The sequence below is a fragment of the Bradyrhizobium sp. Ec3.3 genome, from assembly GCF_000472925.1.
Taxonomy (GTDB): Bacteria; Pseudomonadota; Alphaproteobacteria; order Rhizobiales; family Xanthobacteraceae; genus Bradyrhizobium.
On sequence record NZ_AXAS01000010.1, the window covers coordinates 206,048 to 224,185 of the forward strand.

17 protein-coding genes are annotated in these 18,138 nt (G+C 62.3%); 10 read left to right on the forward strand and 7 right to left on the reverse strand.

Annotated features, from left to right (window positions below):
- Positions 1–327 precede the first annotated feature (327 nt).
- The 4 genes from YUU_RS0112480 (at position 328) to YUU_RS0112495 (ending at position 3,078) form a co-directional block, all read left to right on the forward strand.
- Complete coding sequence (locus YUU_RS0112480; protein ID WP_027522668.1) at positions 328–2,064, forward strand: adenylate/guanylate cyclase domain-containing protein; 1,737 nt, start codon at positions 328–330, stop codon at positions 2,062–2,064.
- 90 nt (positions 2,065–2,154) lie between these two features.
- The gene (locus YUU_RS0112485) at positions 2,155–2,346 is read left to right on the forward strand and encodes a hypothetical protein (protein WP_027522669.1); all 192 of its coding nucleotides are present in this window, start codon (positions 2,155–2,157) and stop codon (positions 2,344–2,346) included.
- Between the two features lie 196 nt (positions 2,347–2,542).
- On the forward strand, positions 2,543–2,719 hold the full coding sequence (locus tag YUU_RS60185) for a hypothetical protein (RefSeq protein ID WP_198031739.1): 177 nt from the start codon (positions 2,543–2,545) through the stop codon (positions 2,717–2,719).
- Positions 2,720–2,865: 146 nt separating this feature from the next.
- Positions 2,866–3,078 carry a hypothetical protein gene (locus YUU_RS0112495; protein WP_027522670.1) on the forward strand — a complete coding sequence of 71 codons (213 nt, stop codon included), beginning with the start codon at positions 2,866–2,868 and terminating at the stop codon, positions 3,076–3,078.
- A gap of 50 nt (positions 3,079–3,128) precedes the next feature.
- Here YUU_RS0112495 and YUU_RS0112500 read toward each other — a convergent pair whose 3' ends face one another.
- The 3 genes from YUU_RS0112500 to YUU_RS0112515 all read right to left on the reverse strand — a co-directional run bounded on the left by YUU_RS0112500 (position 3,129) and on the right by YUU_RS0112515 (position 6,412).
- The gene (locus tag YUU_RS0112500; RefSeq protein ID WP_027522671.1) at positions 3,129–4,367 is read right to left on the reverse strand and encodes an RNA polymerase sigma factor; all 1,239 of its coding nucleotides are present in this window, start codon (positions 4,365–4,367) and stop codon (positions 3,129–3,131) included.
- Positions 4,364–4,708: a YciI family protein gene (locus tag YUU_RS0112505; RefSeq protein ID WP_027522672.1), complete on the reverse strand. Its 345-nt coding sequence runs from the start codon at positions 4,706–4,708 to the stop codon at positions 4,364–4,366. The genes YUU_RS0112500 and YUU_RS0112505 overlap by 4 nt, the downstream gene beginning before the upstream one ends.
- A gap of 555 nt (positions 4,709–5,263) precedes the next feature.
- The gene (locus YUU_RS0112515; protein ID WP_027522674.1) at positions 5,264–6,412 is read right to left on the reverse strand and encodes a DUF418 domain-containing protein; all 1,149 of its coding nucleotides are present in this window, start codon (positions 6,410–6,412) and stop codon (positions 5,264–5,266) included.
- A gap of 464 nt (positions 6,413–6,876) precedes the next feature.
- On the opposite strand from YUU_RS0112515, the gene ilvD reads away from it, so the two are divergent.
- Positions 6,877–8,601, forward strand: coding sequence for a dihydroxy-acid dehydratase (gene ilvD, locus YUU_RS0112520; protein ID WP_027522675.1), 1,725 nt, complete (start codon positions 6,877–6,879; stop codon positions 8,599–8,601).
- Complete coding sequence (locus tag YUU_RS0112525) at positions 8,588–9,415, forward strand: tetratricopeptide repeat protein (RefSeq protein WP_027522676.1); 828 nt, start codon at positions 8,588–8,590, stop codon at positions 9,413–9,415. The genes ilvD and YUU_RS0112525 overlap by 14 nt, the downstream gene beginning before the upstream one ends.
- Positions 9,416–9,424: 9 nt before the next feature.
- On the opposite strand, the gene xth is transcribed toward YUU_RS0112525, so the two are convergent.
- Entirely contained in the window at positions 9,425–10,222 is a 798-nt protein-coding gene (gene xth, locus YUU_RS0112530) for an exodeoxyribonuclease III (protein ID WP_035662109.1), read from the reverse strand.
- A gap of 147 nt (positions 10,223–10,369) precedes the next feature.
- Here xth and YUU_RS0112535 point away from each other — a divergent pair, with 147 nt between their 5' ends.
- Complete coding sequence (locus YUU_RS0112535; protein ID WP_027522678.1) at positions 10,370–12,688, forward strand: ATP-binding protein; 2,319 nt, start codon at positions 10,370–10,372, stop codon at positions 12,686–12,688.
- Positions 12,689–12,904: 216 nt separating this feature from the next.
- On the opposite strand, the gene YUU_RS0112540 is transcribed toward YUU_RS0112535, so the two are convergent.
- Positions 12,905–13,144: a hypothetical protein gene (locus tag YUU_RS0112540; protein ID WP_027522679.1), complete on the reverse strand. Its 240-nt coding sequence runs from the start codon at positions 13,142–13,144 to the stop codon at positions 12,905–12,907.
- A 238-nt stretch (positions 13,145–13,382) separates the two neighbouring features.
- Between YUU_RS0112540 and YUU_RS50755 the strand changes: the two genes are divergently transcribed.
- The 3 genes from YUU_RS50755 (at position 13,383) to YUU_RS0112560 (ending at position 15,614) form a co-directional block, all read left to right on the forward strand.
- Complete coding sequence (locus YUU_RS50755; protein WP_051389709.1) at positions 13,383–13,742, forward strand: hypothetical protein; 360 nt, start codon at positions 13,383–13,385, stop codon at positions 13,740–13,742.
- A 999-nt stretch (positions 13,743–14,741) separates the two neighbouring features.
- Positions 14,742–15,188: a carboxymuconolactone decarboxylase family protein gene (locus tag YUU_RS0112555; RefSeq protein ID WP_027522681.1), complete on the forward strand. Its 447-nt coding sequence runs from the start codon at positions 14,742–14,744 to the stop codon at positions 15,186–15,188.
- A 48-nt stretch (positions 15,189–15,236) separates the two neighbouring features.
- Positions 15,237–15,614 (forward strand): Rid family hydrolase, encoded by a 378-nt coding sequence (locus YUU_RS0112560; RefSeq protein WP_027522682.1) that lies wholly within the window; start codon positions 15,237–15,239, stop codon positions 15,612–15,614.
- A 141-nt stretch (positions 15,615–15,755) separates the two neighbouring features.
- On the opposite strand, the gene YUU_RS0112565 is transcribed toward YUU_RS0112560, so the two are convergent.
- Both YUU_RS0112565 and YUU_RS60190 read right to left on the reverse strand, forming a co-directional pair.
- Positions 15,756–16,658, reverse strand: coding sequence for a hypothetical protein (locus YUU_RS0112565; RefSeq protein WP_027522683.1), 903 nt, complete (start codon positions 16,656–16,658; stop codon positions 15,756–15,758).
- 78 nt (positions 16,659–16,736) lie between these two features.
- A complete protein-coding gene (locus YUU_RS60190; protein ID WP_198031740.1) occupies positions 16,737–17,378 on the reverse strand; it encodes a hypothetical protein in 642 nt (213 codons plus the stop codon).
- Positions 17,379–18,138: the final 760 nt, after the last annotated feature.

The window sequence follows — 18,138 nt, forward strand, 5'->3', positions numbered from 1 at the left end:
CAGTACAAACCAAGATCCGCGACGTGATGCGGGCTTGAGCGACTCAAACGATAGCACGGCCTCGTTTGATCGATGTCACGCTCAGGCAACATTGCGGCAAAAATGCCGCCGAAATCGAACCGGAAGGCTTTTGCAACTCACGCTCCGTAGGACACCGGGCGCTCCGTGAAACCGTAAATGCGCGTTAACCTTTGACGGGCCCTGCGCCGGCAGCTGTCGTGAAAAACCTGCGAAGCAGTCTTTCAGGCCAGATTGCGCGTGTTTCAGGTAACGGTTCCGGTGTATGGAGGTCAAAAGGTTCCTCAAGCCAAAGTGCCCAAGCTCGCCATGCCGATTTTCAACCAGTCGATCAGGCGCAAGATCGTCGGCATCGCCCTCGGGCTGATCGTGCTGATGGTGGTCACCTCGATCCTGTCGATGGTGATGTCGAGTCGGGTCGGGCACCTGCTCGACGAGCTGACGGGCCGGTACATTCCTGCCTATGGCGATCTGGCGCGCGCCAATGTCCGCTCGCTGGAGCGGGCCCTGGCATTGCGGCGCATGGTGATCGCCAAGATGCAGACGCCGCCGGATGAGGAGGGGTTTGCAACCCGCTTGCGCGAGTATCGGGAGTCGGACACGCAGGTCGTCCAGGAGGCGGACACCGCGCGAAAGCTGATCAATGCGATCATCGAGGATGAGAGCACGCCGTCGGACAACGCGGCGCTCGGCCGCATCGACGCCAGGATCGAGAGTGCCGTCAACGAGCTACGCCGCGAGCTTTCCGAGGCTGACGCAAAGCTCTTGAAGCAGCTCGATGCCAAGGATTTCGCGGCGGCGCGCGATACCATGGCCCATGTCGATGCGCTGCGCGATCTCTTCACGCAGCGGATTGATGCGATCCGCGCCGACATGCTGGCGCAGGTGTTTGTCAGCACCTCGCAAGTGATCCGTCACCAGCGGCAGGCGATCGTGATCTCGGGCGTCGTGACTGCGCTTGCGGCGATCGTCGGGCTTGCCTTTGCGCTGCTGGTCTCGAGCGGCATCACGCGTCCGGTGCGGCTGTTGCTCGCCGGCACGCGCGAGGTCGAGGCGGGCCGCTTCGATCATACGATCAGCGTCTCGACGCAGGACGAGATCGGCGAGCTCGCCGCCGCCTTCAACCGCATGATCGAGCAGCTGCGCCGCAACGAGCGCATCCGCGAGACCTTTGGCCGCTACATCGATCCGAAGGTGGTGCAGGGACTGATCGACCGGCCGGAGGTCGCCGTCGACGGCCAGCGGCGGGTGATGACCATCATGTTCTGCGACATGAGCGGCTTCACCTCGATGAGCGAGGGCATGACGCCGCGCGGTCTCGTCAAGGTCATGAATCACTATTTCACGGTCATGTCGGAACCCATTCGGGCCAACCGAGGGGTCATCGACAAATATATCGGCGACGCCATCATGTCCTATTGGGGCCCGCCCTTCATCGAGGAGGCCGAGCAGGCGCAGCTCGCCTGCCATGCCGCGCTCGACATGGCCGACCAGGTGCCGGCGCTTCAGAAACAGCTCCCCGATCTCCTCGGCATCCGCGCCATGCCCGCTCCTTGCGACCTCAGGATCGGGATCGCCACTGGCGAGGTCCTGACCGGCAGCATCGGCTCGGAGCTGATGATGAGTTTTACCGTGATGGGCGATGCGGTGAACCTCGCCTCGCGGCTGGAGGCGGCGAACAAATTTTATGGCACCCGCATCCTGATTTCGCAGACGACGGCCGCTGCACTCGGCGCGAGCCTCGAGTTGCGCGAGATCGACCGCCTTGCGGTCGTGGGCCAGAGCCTGCCGCAGCCCGTGTTCGAGGTGATGGGCAAGGCCGGCGCGCTCCCACGGGAGCAGATGAGCCTGCGGGCGCACTATGCCGAAGGGCTTGCGGCATACCGCGCTGGCCGCTGGGACGAGGCCCGGAACGCCTTCAACGCGGCGCTGGAGAGCGTTCCCGGCGATGGTCCGTCGCGCACACTGCTCACCCGCGTCGACCGGCTCCAGGCCGATCCACCCGCCGCCGATTGGGACGGCGCCTGGCGGATGGAGCATAAATGATCCAAACGCGTTGCTTCGAATGAGTTGAGCCGGTCCAGTTCCGCCTCAAGGTGTGCTATGAGTGCGCCCGTAATTTTACGGGGGTGATGCATGAAGAAGGGCGATGTGATCTGTCCGCATTGCAAAGCGGGCTTTCGGCGGCTTGAGCTCGCGACGGAGCCGCCAACGACCGGGGAGTACCGCTGCCCCGCCTGCGACGAGGTCGTGGAGAAGTTCGACGGTCTCGCCTTCGTGGCCTACCGTTTGACGATCCAGCCCTCGATGAAGGGTATCCGCGCGTAAGGTCACGTCCTTCGGCCGCAACCATTCGTGCCGGTGCAGCGCGTCAACATCCCAAAGATGCAGAAAACCCAAAGCGCTGCCCCGGCGAGACCGCGCCGGGTAAAAAATTGATTTGGTCAGATAACGATGTTGGCGGTGACTTATTTCGCGAGCTTACCCTGATCGTTCTTCGAAGGCGTTTTACGGGGACACGCCGATGACGGAACTTCAGGACAGGCTGGAACGGTTTGAGACGCTCACCGCCGAGTGCGAGCTGATCGCCAAGCTGGCGACCGACAGCGCAAAGCGCGAATTCTATCTCAAGCTCGCGGATCACTATTACGAGCTGGCGGCCGAGGCGCGGCGGGCGATTGCGCCCAAAGCCGCGGCGTGACGCGGGCCGAAAGCCGTTCTTAACACTTGGCGCGCATCCTCTTGGAATGTGAGGGCAGATCGCGTGCCGCGATTCCCCACAGATGGGAATGCTGGAGGCTGTTGCCGTGCAGCGGCTCCAGGAACTGTCGCTTTGCAGGTCATCCCATGCGGGTTGTTGTAATCATTTTGCTTTCACTCATGACGGCGGCCTGCGAGCCGGAGCAGGACATCACCGGTTCGACCGCCGCTTGCCCGCTGCGCAACTACAGCTCCTACAATGCACGCGACATGAATCAATGTGTCGCCGCCTGCAAATCCTGCGACCACGGCACGACGGTGACCTGCACCACCTCGTGCACCCTAAAGGGCGCGCGCTGAGGGGGCGTCGCGTCCTCACCGATCGGGCAGCACGGGCTCCGCATGCGAGATCATTGAAGCTTGGCGGACAACTCGCCTAATCGCTGGATGAGCCATTGCCGCTCCGCCGGTGGGGGATCGAGCGCAAGGACCACCTGGTACTCGGCACGGGCCTCGTCTGCTCGTCCAGTTCGCGCCAACAGGTCGGCGCGCACTGCGTGGTAAGGGCCGAATTGCGCGAGACCCTTGTCGTCCAGCGTGTCGAGCTCTGCGAGCGCGACATCTGCTCCATCGAGCTCGGCGACGGCAACGACCCGATTCAGGCGAACGATGGCATCATCTCGAACCCTGAGAAGCTGATCATAGACGTCCCGTACGCAGCCCCACGGTGCCGGCTCGGACAGGTTCGCGCGTGTGCACCAACACGCCTGTAGCTTTGCCTGGAGCGTGCGCGCGCTTTCAGGCGCAAGGCGAGCCGCCTGCACCAGAAACGCATCGGCGGCGGCGATCAATTCGCGGTGCCACAGCGCAGGGTCCTGCAAGGATAGCGGGACCATCATTCCACGCGCATCGGTCCGCGCCGGACGACGGGCCTCGGCATAGTGGAGCAGCGCTGCCAGTGCGTGCGCCTCACCTTCGTCGGGCATTAGATCGACCAGCATGGTCGACAGGTGCAGCATCTCGGCCGCAAAGCCCGCGTGTCGCGTCAGTCCGGCCGCGTCCTCATGGGCTTTGGAGTAGGCGACTTCGAGCGTCGACAACATCGCTTCCAGCCGCTCGGACCAGTATTCCGGCGCCGGCAATTCGAATGGAACGGCGGCATCGGCGATCTTGCGCTTCGCCCGCACCAGGCGTTGAGCGAGCGTTGCCTCGTCGATCAGGAACGCGCGCGAAATTTCGCTCACGGTCAGCCCGCAAATGAGACGGAGCGTCAAGGCCGCTCGCGCGTCCGGAGCGACAGCAGGGTGGCAGCAAATGAAGATCAGCCGTAGTCGCTCGTCCGGGATGACGTGGCGATCGTCGATCATGACTTCCTCCGCGGTCGGATCGGGTGGCGGCGGATCCGGGACGAACTGCCGGCGCGTCCGTTGCCGGCGAAGCATGTCCACCGCCACCCGCGAGGCGACCCGATAAAGCCACGCCGCGGGGTCGTCCGGCACGCCGGTTTCTTGCCAGGCGCTGAGGGCGCGTACGCAGCTTTCGGAGAAGGCGTCCTCGGCCAGCGACAGATCGCGGAACCGTGCGACGAGCGCGGCCGTGATACGCCCGCTCGCCGCCCGAAAGACGCGTTCGATGGCTGATCCGTTCACGGCTGAAGTAGCGGCCGGATTTCGATCGCGCCGTCCTGGAGCACCGGCACCTTCTTGGCGATCGCGATCGCTTCGTCCAAATCGGCCGCCTCGATCAGGTAGAAGCCGCCGAGCTGCTCCCTGGCTTCTGCAAACGGTCCGTCGTGTACGGTCTTCTTCCCTGCGCTAGTGCGGATGGTTGTGGCCGAAGGCGTGCTCTTCAGGCCAGCTCCTCCCAATCGCCTCGCGCCGAGCTCCTGGGCAAACGCCATGTGCTTGCCCACGATCTCCTCGATCTTCGATCCGGATTTGTCGGGACCGTAGAAGGCTTCGTCCTCATAGATTAACAGCGCATACTTCATCTCTGGCTCCTCTCGCGCAAGGTTACATCGGCATGCCGCGTCGCGCGACATCGGGTTGGAGACGCCCGGCCGTCAGACGGATCGACATCGAGCAAAAGATTTTTTCGGGGGAGGTGGGGTTGGCGTCCGCGGGTGCGTCGTCGTCACGGATTCCACAATCGATGCAACGCGCGAACGTTGTGATCCCCGACGCAAGGCCGTCCTGGCTCTGAGCGACGCATGGCGTCGTCAACGCAATCCATGCCCGCGCGACGAAATACAGCAACTGAATGAGTGCCTTACCGGTTCGACGGCAACTCATGGCCCGCTCCATTCTTCACTGAGCGAGCCCCCGTGGCTCGCCTGAAAGAGAGACGTGCTGCCGAGACAGATATCGACACGCGGGACAAAAAAATCGCAGCCCGGATATGAGCGGAGGCGATTTGCTCGGCGATTTCGGCGCCGTGGTCCAGATGAACCGAGGGAGACGCCGCGAAGCGCAGCCCGATAACGGGCGTCACGACACCCAGGGTGACCCCGGACGTCGCCTCGCACATGCGCGCGACGGTCTAGAAATTATCCGGTGAACTGCAAGTCTTGCTTCCCGAACGCCGGCGCCCGGCCATACATCATTGCTCGCCACAGCCATTCGATCGGACCGTAGGCAAAATGCGTAAGCCAGAGCCGGCTGACCACCACCTGTGCGGCGTAGATCGTCACGACGAGAAGCAGGCCGGCCGCCGAGCCGAGCCTGCCGAACAACCCGAGGCCGTAGCCGTAGAAGATCAGGCCGAGCACGACGGACTGTACGATGTAATTTGTGAAGGCCATGCGTCCGACCGGCTCGGCGAAGCGGAGCAGCTTTGCGCCGGTTGATGTCTGTTCGGCAGCGATCACCAGGGCGGCGTATCCCGACGCCAAAACCATCTGGCTGGCCAAAGCCGCAGACGGGTGCGTGTGCCGCGCCAACACCAGGCCGCCTGCGACGGCCGCGAAGCCCGCGATCGCCAGCAGGTTTCGGCGTCGTCCGGCCACCTCAGTGAACAGCCCGCTTCGCCAACAGAGAATGCCCGTCAGGAAGAGGCCGACCGTGCGCGGAAACACATAAAGATGCAGCGGCAGAAAGGCCGGGAGTTCCTGCACGCGCAGCGCCAGCACCTCCGCAAAGCTCCCGTTCGCGTAAGTCTGGTTCGCTGCGTTCACGAGCGCCACCAGCACGTACCGATTGGGAAAGCTGATGAGGGTCGGCAGCGTCGGTTGCAGCACATAGAAGATCAGGAAGACCGCCGCCGCGACCACGACCATCCAACGCGGCGCGAACAGGAACGGCAGCACGACGAGGCCTGCCAGTGCGTATTCGATGAGGATGTCGCCGTTCCAGATCAGCACCAGGTGGATCACGCCGAACAGCAGCAGCGCGAGCAGCCGCCGGACGAGGAGGCGCGTCCGTCGCGCAGAGGTGCCGAGCCGGTCGAACTGGATGGCGAGGCCCACGCCGAACAAGAACGAGAACAGTGCGAACGCCTTCAGGTCGATGAACAGCGCGAGCGCCGCGTCGATGACGCCGTTCAGCGTTGGGTCCGGGCTTGAGGGGAGAAGCTGCCGGAATATCGAGACGCGAAACTCGGTCTCGAGGTTGATCGCCAGCACGCCGAACAGTGCCAGCCCGCGCAACGCGTCGATCGCGCCCAGTCGATGCGAGGGATCCGTCGGCGCGTTCGCCATTGTGAGGTCGGTTGCGGATTCCACGGCGACGTTGATGAGGCCAGCGGCAATGGCGAAACGCGCCGCGAGAACGAGAAGGCTCGTCCTGCTCTAATCATCCGTCATGAGTTGCGACTCAGCCAGAGGAATATTCGTGGTGGCGCAGCGAGGTTGGATGCATGCGAGGTCCATGCAACATCTGAGGTCGTGAGATGATATCCGAGGACGGTATCAGGGTAGCTTCAGTCGTGTCCCATGAGCCACGATTGTGCTGTCTGCGCAACACTCCTTCCGGATTAAACCATCATTGCAGCCCGTTCTCATCAGCGCCGCTTTTTGGCCACACCCCTCCATGAATAAAATCTCCATAAGTTTTTCAGGGGCTGCGGCGCTCGCGACGGCGAAGGAAAAATCCCAGGGTTCATTCAAATCTTGGGTGTCGTTTTCCGGGTCTGACAAGGGTTGTCCGAGGAAACTGGTTTGCGATGGACGCCAAGACGAACATCAAGCAGAGACTGCCGAGCCGTCACGTGACGGAAGGCCCTGCACGCGCGCCCCATCGCTCGTATTTTTACGCCATGGGTCTGACCACCGAGCAGATCCACCAGCCCTTCGTCGGCGTCGCCTCCTGCTGGAACGAAGCCGCTCCCTGCAACATCGCCCTGATGCGCCAGGCGCAGGCGGTGAAGAAGGGCGTAGCGTCGGCCGGCGGCACCCCACGTGAATTCTGCACCATCACCGTCACCGACGGTATCGCCATGGGTCATGACGGCATGCGCTCCTCGCTGCCGTCGCGCGAATGCATCGCCGACTCCGTCGAGCTGACAGTGCGCGGCCACGCCTATGACGCCCTCGTCGGCCTTGCCGGCTGCGACAAATCGCTGCCGGGCATGATGATGGCGATGGTCCGTCTCAACGTGCCCTCGATCTTCATCTATGGCGGCTCGATCCTGCCCGGCAACTTCCGCGGGCAGCAGGTTACCGTTCAGGACATGTTCGAGGCCGTCGGCAAGCACTCGGTCGGCGCCATGTCGGACGAGGACCTCGACGAGATCGAGCGCGTGGCATGCCCCTCGGCGGGCGCCTGCGGCGCACAGTTTACCGCCAACACCATGGCGACAGTCTCGGAAGCCATTGGGCTTGCGCTGCCGTACTCGGCCGGCGCTCCTGCGCCCTATGAGATCCGCGACGCCTTCTGCACGACCGCGGGCGAGAAGGTGATGGACCTGATCGCTGACAACATCCGGCCGCGCGACATCGTCACGCTGAAATCCCTGGAGAATGCCGCCGCTGTGGTCGCGGCTTCTGGCGGCTCGACCAATGCTGCGCTGCACCTGCCGGCGATCGCGCACGAGGCCGGCATTAAGTTTGACTTATTCGACGTCGCCGAAATCTTCAAAAAAACACCTTATGTCGCGGATTTGAAGCCCGGCGGCCGTTATGTCGCCAAAGACATGTTTGAAGTTGGTGGCATCCCGCTTCTGATGAAGACGCTGCTCGACAACGGCTTCCTGCACGGTGATTGCCTCACTGTGACGGGCCGGACGATCGCCGAAAATCTCAAGAGCGTGAAATGGAATCCGCACCAGGACGTGGTGCACCCGGCGGACAAGCCGATCACCGTCACGGGCGGAGTGGTTGGTCTGAAGGGCAATTTGGCGCCAGAAGGTGCGATCGTGAAAGTCGCGGGAATGTCCAACCTCAGGTTTACCGGTCCGGCGCGCTGCTTCGACCGGGAGGAGGACGCTTTCGACGCGGTCCAGAAGCGCACCTACAAAGAAGGCGAAGTCATCGTGATCCGCTACGAGGGCCCGAAGGGTGGCCCCGGCATGCGGGAAATGCTCCAGACCACGGCGGCGCTGACCGGGCAGGGCATGGGCGGCAAGATCGCGCTCATCACCGACGGCCGGTTCTCGGGCGCCACCCGCGGGTTCTGCATCGGCCATGTCGGGCCTGAGGCGGCGATCGGCGGACCGATCGGGCTGCTCGAGGACGGCGACATCATCGAGATCGACGCAGTCGCCGGCACTCTTAACGTAAAATTGAGCGACGATGAGCTGGCTCAACGCAAGACCAAATGGCGTTCCCGCGCGACTAACCATACGTCGGGTGCGCTGTGGAAATATGCTCAGCAGGTAGGACCAGCGATCGGTGGGGCAGTGACCCATCCGGGCGGCGCGCACGAGAAACAGTGCTATGCGGACATCTAGGCGTACCATAGTTGCGTTTGTGTTGGGGGCTTCCGCGCTGGCCGCGCCGGCGCTTGCCTTCGACGGTGCGCCGGTCAATCCGCAGGATGCAGCCATTCCGGTGGTCTCGCCGGCGCCGGGTAGCGCCGCAGCGCTGCGCAAGGGTTTGCCGCCGGCTGCAACCAATCCCGATGCTTCCTTTACCGCGCTGCAATACGCCGCCGAGGGTGGTCACCCCATCGCGCAGTGGAAGCTCGGGCGGATGTACGCCAATGGCGAGGGCGTTGCGCAGGATGATTTGCGCGCCTTCGACTATTTCAACCGGCTCGTGAACGCGCATGCGACCGACAGTCCGTCGCTGCCCCAGGCGCCGATGGTGGCGAACGCCTTCGTTGCGCTCGGCCGCTATTATCTCAACGGCATCCCGAACTCGAAGGTGAAGGCGGATCCGGAGCGGGCGCGCGAGCTGTTTTCCTATGCGGCAGCCTATTTCGGCAACGCCGATGCGCAGTACGATCTCGCCCGGCTCTATCTGAAGTCGCCGGACGCCTCGCGCGATGCCTTCACGCAAGGCGCGCGCTGGCTGGGCCTCGCCGCACAGAAGGGCCAGCACGAGGCACAGGCGCTGCTCGGGCAGATGCTGTTCAACGGCGATCGCCTGCCGCGGCAGGCCGCGCGCGGCCTGATGTGGCTGACGCTGGCGCGTGACAGCGCGGGTCCAGACGAGACCTGGATCAAGGAAAGCTACAACCGCGCCATCGCCAAGGCCTCCGATGACGACCGGGCGATGTGCCTGCAAATGCTTGAGCAGTGGGTGCAGGGCCGCCGGGAATAATCGGCAGCCTTACGCCGCCTCGAGATCCAGATCCGCCCACACCGGCACGTGGTCCGACGGCTTCTCCCAGCCGCGCACATAACTGTCGATCCCGACATTGGCGAGCCTGTCACTCGCCTGCGGCGACATCAGGAGATGGTCGATCCGCAAGCCCTGGTTCTTCTGCCAGGCGCCGGCCTGGTAGTCCCAGAAGGTGTACAGCCCGGGCTCGTCGGTCACCGCCCGCAGCGCATCAGTGAGCCCGAGGCCGAGCAGGGACTGGAAGCTCTCGCGCGTCTCGGCCTTGAACAGGGCATCTTCGGTCCAGGCCGCGGGATTGTGGACGTCGCGAGCGGCGGGGATCACGTTGAAGTCGCCGGCGAGGATCAATGGCTCCTCGGCCTTGAGACGCTCCTTCGAATACTCAAGAAGCCGCGACATCCACTTGAGCTTATAGGGATATTTCTCGGTCCCGACCGGATTGCCATTGGGCAGATAGAGGCAGGCGATCCGCATGACACCCTGCTTCAGCGTTACCACGCCCTCGAGAAAGCGGGCGTGCGCGTCCTCATCGTCGCCGGCAAGCCCCGACTTGGTCTCGTCGAACTTGAGTTTCGAAAGCAGCGCCACGCCGTTGAACGTCTTCTGCCCGTGGGTGACGACGTTGTAGCCGAGCGCCTCGATCTCCAGTCGCGGGAATGCCTCGTCGACGCATTTGATCTCCTGGAGGCAGACGATGTCGGGCGAGCACTCCTTCAGCCAGGTCATCAGATGCTCGATCCGCTGCCGGACCGAGTTCACGTTCCAGGTGGCGATGCGGATCGTCATGCAGGGGTACTCCAGGCTGGGGCACCGTTAGAACAAACTGCAAACACTGCCGTCAAGGACGGCCGGCCGGGAAGCACAAAATCTCCCAAGAAATTAACCCGGCTTAAGCGGGAGCTCTGCCATTCATGCCGGAAAAGGTCCTGACGGATGGGATGGCCCGGCAACTCCCCAGATACCACTGAGCCGCGCAACGGCCTGATCGGCGCGTTCCTCTATTGGCTCGGCGGCTTCGAGATCGAGGACGGCCTGACGGCCGATCTCAGCGAGCGCGAGATGCGTCGGATCCGGGCCAAGCAGGTCGATGCGGTCACGCAGCTAATTCCGGTGACCATGGCAGTGAACATGCTCACGGTCGCGATCGTGCTGATCCTGTTCTGGGGCAGGGGCTGGAACGTGTTCCTCGTCGTCTGGGGAACAACGATCACGGCCGCCGCCGAACTGGCGTTGCGCGCGTGGCGGCGCTCTCGCGTTCATCCGCCGCAGGAGGCCTCACCGCGCGCCACGCGGCAGATCATGCGGCAGGCTTTTTTCCTCGCGTTGATATGGGGCACGCTGCCGCTTGCGCTGTTCAGCCAGGTCGGGCCGACCAGCCAGCTGATCCTGGCCTGCCTGATGGTCGGGATGATCGCGGGCGGCGCCTTCACGCTCTCGACCTTCCCGCGCGCGGGCCTGGTCTATCTCGCCACCATGACGCTCGCCTGCGCCGGAGCGCTGCTGTTATGCGGCAGCGGGCCGTATCTGGTGACCGCGGTGTTCCTGCTGCTGTTCGCGTTCTTCATGGCGCGCAACATCGTCTCGCAGGGCAATCTGTTCCTCGGCAATCTCAAGGCGCAGCTCGCGCTCGAACGGCAGACCGAGATCATCTCGCTCTTGCTGAAGGAGTTTCAGGAGAACGCCAGCGACTGGCTGTGGCAGACCGATGCGGAAGGGCATCTCGTGCACGTGCCCGAGCGCTTCGCTGCGGTCGCGCAGATGCCGTTGCCGCTGCTGCAAGGCGCGCATTTCGCCGACGTGCTCGACATGCTCTGTCCTGAGGACATGAGCACCGCCTACAACATCATCGGCCTGATGGAGCAGAGCGAGCCGCTGCACGAGATCAGCATCAAGGTCGTTGCCGGCGGCGAGGCGCGGCTGTGGTCGCTGACGGCAAAGCCGTCATACGATCGCGACGGCCAGTTCCTCGGCTATCGCGGCTTCGGCCGCGACGTCACCGAGCGCTGGCGCGCGGAAAAGGCCGAGGCCGAAAACCGGGCGAAATCGAATTTCCTCGCCGTGATGAGCCACGAGATACGCACGCCCATGAACGGTGTGCTTGGGCTTGCGAGCATGCTGCTCGAGACCTCGCTCGATCCGGAGCAGCGCGAGGCCGTCACCACGATCCGCGAGTCCGGCGACAATCTCCAGCGGATCCTCAACGACATCCTCGACCTCTCCAAGCTGGAGGCCGGCCGCTTCGAGTTCGAGGCAATCGATTTCTCGCCGCAGGCGCTGGTCGAGACGGTTGCGACAATCGTGCGCGCCAGTGCCAAGGCCAAGGGCCTGACGGTGAAAGTCGTGCTCGATCCGAACCTGCCGCCGGCGCTGCGCGGCGACGTCGCGCGGATCAGGCAGGTGCTGCTCAATCTCGCTTCCAACGCGGTGAAGTTCACCGATGCGGGCGAGGTGACGATATCAGCCACCTGCCGGGCTCGCCGCGACCTGCTCGCAACCGTCGAGTGGACCGTAACCGACTGCGGCATCGGCATCGCGCACGAGAAGGTCGGTCAGCTCTTTGCCGATTTCGCGCAGGCCGACGCTTCGATCAGCCGGCGCTTCGGCGGCACGGGACTTGGGCTCGCGATCTCCCGGCGCATCATCGAGCAGATGGGCGGCACGATCGGCGTCAATTCGGCGCCGGGTGAGGGATCCACCTTCCGCTTTACGCTGGTACTGCCCTGGAGCCAGGGGCTGGTGTCCGACCAAGAGGCTGATCGCAACGAGGCCGACGAGCTCAAGACCCGCATCGCGGCACTCGATCGGCCCCTGAAGGTGCTGGTGGCGGAGGATGACGCCGTCAACCGCATGGTCGTGAGCAAGATGCTCGGCGAATTCGACGTTGACTTGCGCGTCGTGACCGATGGCGTCGAGGCGGTCGAGGCCGCCGCGGACGGTGAGTATGACGTCGTGCTGATGGACGTGCGTATGCCCGAGATGGACGGCCTCGCCGCGACGAGGGCGATCCGCGCGCCGGGTGGTCGCTTCGCGCTGCTGCCGGTCATTGCGCTGACCGCCAACGCCTTCCCGGAAGACGTCAAGATCTGCCGTGAGGCGGGGATGTCGGACTTTTTGGCAAAGCCGCTGCGCAAGCCTGCGCTGGTCGCGGCGCTGCTGCGTGCGCTGGATCAAATGGCCTCGAATGACGCGTCGCTGCAGCCGGAGCAGGGGCCGGCCGAATGGATCGAGAAGACGAGCGCTGCCGACGCCTAAGGTCTGTGCATTCGCCGTGGTGTCATGGTTTCGGAGCACGGCAGTCTTGCCTGTAACTCGACCACGACGCCGCAAGCGCTTCGATCCGACGGCGATGCGCGCCTACTCCGTTTCAACGTCCTCTAACTTCACACTCCGCGTCCAGCGCGCAGGCTGAGGCAAGAGTCGGCTGATCCGCTTCGTCTCTTGTCTATGAGATCGCCGGGGCACGTCACTCTATGCCTGGCCCTTGATCTCATAGTGACCCGGTACGCATTTGTAGCGTTCGATTCGCCAATTCGAGTGATAAAGCGGATGTTCCCCCATCCACTTCGCAAGCGGCGCCTGCGCCCCTTTCATGCATTCCTGAAACGTGATGTCGGGCGTCATGCTGCTGTCGGTCACGATCTCCTCGACGCAACTGCCCGCGGCGGGGCCACCAAGATGGCAGAGAACTGCAACGACGGTCACGAACATGCATCGCATCCCTTCCGGTTTCGCCGGGCCGGCTAGCGTGCACGATTGCCGCTCCGGCCCTTCAATGGCGGGGGCGATCTTACTGAGGGCTATCGACGCGTCATCATACTTTGGTCCTGATCGTACTTTGGTCCTGATGCGTATCCGTAGTCGTTCGGACTACGCTTCGTTGCGCAGGATCAATTCAGGCTGGTCCTGCCCGGACAGAGTACCGGCTCTATCTGCATTGGAGACGCGTATGGCTGGAAATGGCTTGATGCCGATGACCGACCGACGTGCGGCTCATCGGAGTGCGACTGACACAATCGTCTATCTGATCGTCGACAGCGTAGCGGGACCGCCCGGCCGCGCGCGGAGGAAACTTGAGGTCGAACGAACCGATCTCGAAACCATCATCGTCAGTCTCGTCGACGGTCATTTCAACGATCCTATCCGCATCATTGCCTTCGACCCGAATGCTCACTGGTCGAAGGACGTCTCGCGGGAGCTCGCGGAAGAAATCCAGACGCGATGCGACATCGAGGCCATGCCGGTTCCGGAGCACATCCAGGACTTCGTCCGAATCCACCGGGCGGCCCTTGCAGGGGATGCTCTTTGATCGCGGGCCAGCGTACGGCGGCCGTCATATTCTTGGCGGTCGGATTGTCGAGCCCCTCGACCTCATTCAGGCATCGACGATCCAACGCGCCCATGCCTGCGCGCCAATAGGCGGCGAGGGTATGCAATACCGAAAATCGCGCGCCACGGCCGATGAAGACGGGCACTATTGCTTCGCCGCGGCGCTATGAGGTCGCCACCCGTCGCTCCATCCAATCACCGGTACTGCGACAGCGCGCGAATTCATGGCGCCGATGAGCGCAAGCACCTCGAAGTGCTGAACGGCCTGCGACCATCGTTCCGATGCAACGGCTCATCGCTAAGCACGACAGCGACGGTCATTCGCGTCAACATAGTCGCGCGACCGTTCGAACGTGAAAAGGACAGCTTGCGACTAAGGGTGTCCGCAAAGCCGTTGCTGACTGACCAGGAATCGCAGGATAGGAACAAAATGAACAAGTGTATCGGCGGTGACCTTTCGCAAACGCGATCCGGCAGCTTCTTTCGGCTGGGAGCCTGGGGTTCGCTTTGCCTTGTGCTCGCCTGGGCTTGGTCTTCGCCACTTTCCGCCAATCCGGCGATCGCCAACAATCCGCCCTGCAACAGCGCAAAGATTGGATTCAGGCCCACGACCAGAGACGAGGCGCGCGCGCTCGCTTTCGTGCGATCCTTGCCGGGCGTCGGCCGCATCGAAAAAAAACAACGATGGTTCCTATAGCGCCGAGTTCGCGGGCGCCAATGAGATCAACGCCTTGATCGCTGACCTCAACCAACACCATGCCGCTGAGGTCATCGATCTGTTTCAGTTCTTTCAATGCAACTACAGGCCCTTCTAGCCACATGTGGCTTGGAAAGCAGCAGACTCGCAAATCGTTTTTCGCTGTGAACGTGGTGACCTGAGGAAGATGAAATTTACAGGGCGCCCTATGGCTACGATCGTCTCGGTCTTCGCGTTTGTTTTCGACAACGAATTGGCGACCTACGAAAAAGGGATAGGGTTATGCATGCCGAACGTCTGCTACCCGTGGAGACCGCGCCCGAGGGCTACGCGAAACTCCGTGCGGTAGAGGCCTACATCCTTCGATGCGGGCTACCGAGAGGTTTGATCGATCTTGTGAAGATGCGAGCGTCTCAGATCAATGGCTGCGCGTATTGTCTCGACGTTCACAGCAAGGATGCACGCAAGAATGGCGAGAGCGAACAGCGCCTCTACCTTCTCAATGGATGGCGCGAATCGCCGCTTTATTCGCAGGCCGAACGTGCCGCACTGGCATGGACTGAGGCGCTCACTAGGGTCGCAGAGGTGCACGCGCCGGATGCAGACTACGAGGAACTACGAAAGCAATTTACCGATAAAGAGATCGTCGATCTCACCATGCTCATTGGCATGATCAATCTTTGGAATCGGCTCGCCATCGGCATGCGCTACGTGCATGATGCGGGCTGATGTGCGTCTCGCCTCGCGGCAGCCACCGGACAGTGCAGGAGAACTCGTTTGCCAAGGCAGAACACATCGTCCGGTTACGCCTTTGAAGACGCGTATGGCTACTCACGAGCCGTCCGCGTTGGAAATCAAGTCTTTGTATCTGGTACAACGGCGCGTCCGCCGGAACTAGGCGGCGATGCCTATATGCAAGCGAAAGCCGCGCTAGCGACAATAGCCAACGCACTAGCCAAGACCGGTGCCGGGATGCAGCATGTTGTTCGTACCGTGGTGTACGTTATCGACATGGCCGACACTCAACATATTGTCCGCGCCCATTCTGAAGCCTTCGATCAAATTCGCCCGGCAAGCACGCTCGTTCAGGTCGCTGGTCTCACGCCGGCTTCCGCACGGGTCGAGATCGAGGCAACGGCGATCATCTGCGACTGACAACGGTGGTTACGATGAAACTGTAGTTCGGCGATCCGTTCGACGAGTTGGTTGGAGACGGCTGAGGAGTAGCGTGACGAAGAAACTTGAAGGCGCACCGATCGAAATGCCTTACCAGATCGTAACACTCATGCGGCGCCGTTACAGTTTTCCATAGACTCGCGCGGCGACCGCCTTCAGGCGCTCGACCGAGCCGGACTCCGGATGCGGCTTGACCGGCGCGAACAGGATCGACGCCTGCCTGCCGTTCTTCCAGACATAGATGTTGACGGCGTTGCCGTTGCCCTTGGTGCAGGAATGCTCGCCGAACGCTTCACTGCCGAGCTCGGGTATCGCCACGTGTTTGCACGGGTCCGTGCGTTTCATCATGTTGATGACGGTGTCGCGCGACATCGCGATCACCGCGACGATCATGGTGTTGGCCTCGCGATCGAACATCATGCAGCTGCCCGCGCCGGTCCGCTGGACCATCAGCGTGCTCTTGTCGAGAAAGCCGTCGGCATCCGCTTCAGTGAGCCATTCGCAATCGCCGAACCGCTCGCTGGTCTTGCTCACCTTACCGATGGCAACGCGCGCGACTTGGGTGAGCGGTCCGAGCAGCGCCTCGTCGGCACGCCGGCCGGTCGGATAGACGCTGATCTGCAGAATGTAATCGCCGGACAAGGCGACGACCGAGGTCTCCTGGCGCTGCGCGCCGGCGGCGGTCGTTCCGCCCTGGCCTTCGTCGCCGATCCCGGACACGGCACTAAGCGGCATGCGCTCGCCAAGCGTCTTGACGAAGGTCGCGTACAATTCCTTGGCGCGGTCCTTGTCGGGATTGCGGAACACGGTCAGCATCATCGTGTCGCCGCGTCCGCCCTGGTAGATGCAGCCGCGGCCGTCCTGATTTGAAATCAGTGACCATTTGAGCGCCGGCATCGCGCCGGCGAGCTCCTGGGCGCTGATGAACGGGCAGGTTTCGGCAGCGAGCGCGGGAGGCACCGGGACGGCTGCGATTCCAAGGAATAGAACGAGGCAAGAGAACAGACGATCGATAATGCGCATTGGATAATTTACTACCGCAGCGGTTTAGCGGACGACTACAATAATTCAATCGCAACTAAGAGGCAGAATCGGATCCCACTACCGGTGGAGATTTGGATTGCGAACATGAGGCTGACTGCCGTAGTGCCGGTACCATTCAACGACGCGGTCTGCGAGCTCGTCGTAAGGCCCGTCTTCGACAACAGGATACTCCGGATCGGAGAGTTGATCGAGGATGCCTTTGGTGGCTACTAAGATGTCAGCCGGATAAACGCCGGCGTCGAGGAGATGTAATTTTAGGTAGCCGAGAAGAATTTCAAAACCGGCGTCCCAGTTGATATTGCCGTTGTCGCGGCCCTCGCGATGTAGTTTTTCAACCGCGCGGAGCAGTTCGCCCTCAACCGTGTCAGCTTGGCCCTCGGACGGCACCTTGGTCTTCCAAATGACCTTTGCCTCGTCAAAATAACGCATGCCTTGAACATCCGTCTCGATCCCGGGAGCTACTGCCGGAGTCAGTTGCCACTTGTCGCCGATCGGGCCCCGCCGACAGCCGTCTGCATTGCAGTGGAGTGTTGTCGGAGCAGGGCTAATGCTGTTGGCGACATTGCCGCTGATGTAGACGCCGGTACGTTTGTAGACTGAAGCGACCGCCGCCGACTGCGGCGCTCTCGGCAGGTCTGCGCCTATCGCGCCACCAGCGTAAGGGCCGACAAGTAAGATTGCAGCAGAAAGCTTGCGCATCGCTTAATGGCGTACCTGTTGTTTCTGATAATTCAATACGCCTGAAGCCTCGATAGCCATATGATGCTTGGTCCTTTGATTGAACTCCTTGGTCGCCGCCGAGCCGATGTTGGTTCAGCCGGCCCGTCAGATGATTAGGGCGAGGAAATCGAACATGCGGCTCGCTTCGCCGGGGAAAACCCATCCAGCAAGATCTGGAGCAACTCAGGATCTTTCGATTGGGGCGGAAGCCACTACCATCGCCGGGAACGAAGTTCACGCAAAGCCAGCAACAGAAGGAAGCGAAGTGAGGCTTCGGCCGGCACGTTATTCTTGACGATGTTTATCGTCAGCAACCGTCCTCAACGGTTCATCAAGACCAGGAGGACAATCTCGTAGGATACTCGCAATTTCGTCAGCTCGTGCTGCAGCGGCCATCACCGTTCGCGCACCCACGGATCGGATGGGAGATGGGATTACGCTGACAGTGCATTTAACTGAGGCTTCCGAGATCGAATGCACTGAAGATCATCTAGCCGGCCTTCGCTAGCAAGAAGGCGGTGGAGCTAAAGTGAGTTCGCAATCATCGATTCACTTTAGGCCACGAGGAGGCGAAGATGATGTACGGCGGGATTGATCTGCATTCCAACAACAGCGTTGTCGCTGTTATCGACGATGCCGACCGGGTCGTGGCGCAGAAGCGCTTGGCAAACGACATCACGAAGATCGTCGGCTTTCTGGCCCGATGGCAAGACCAGTTGGCCGGCGTCGTCGTCGAATC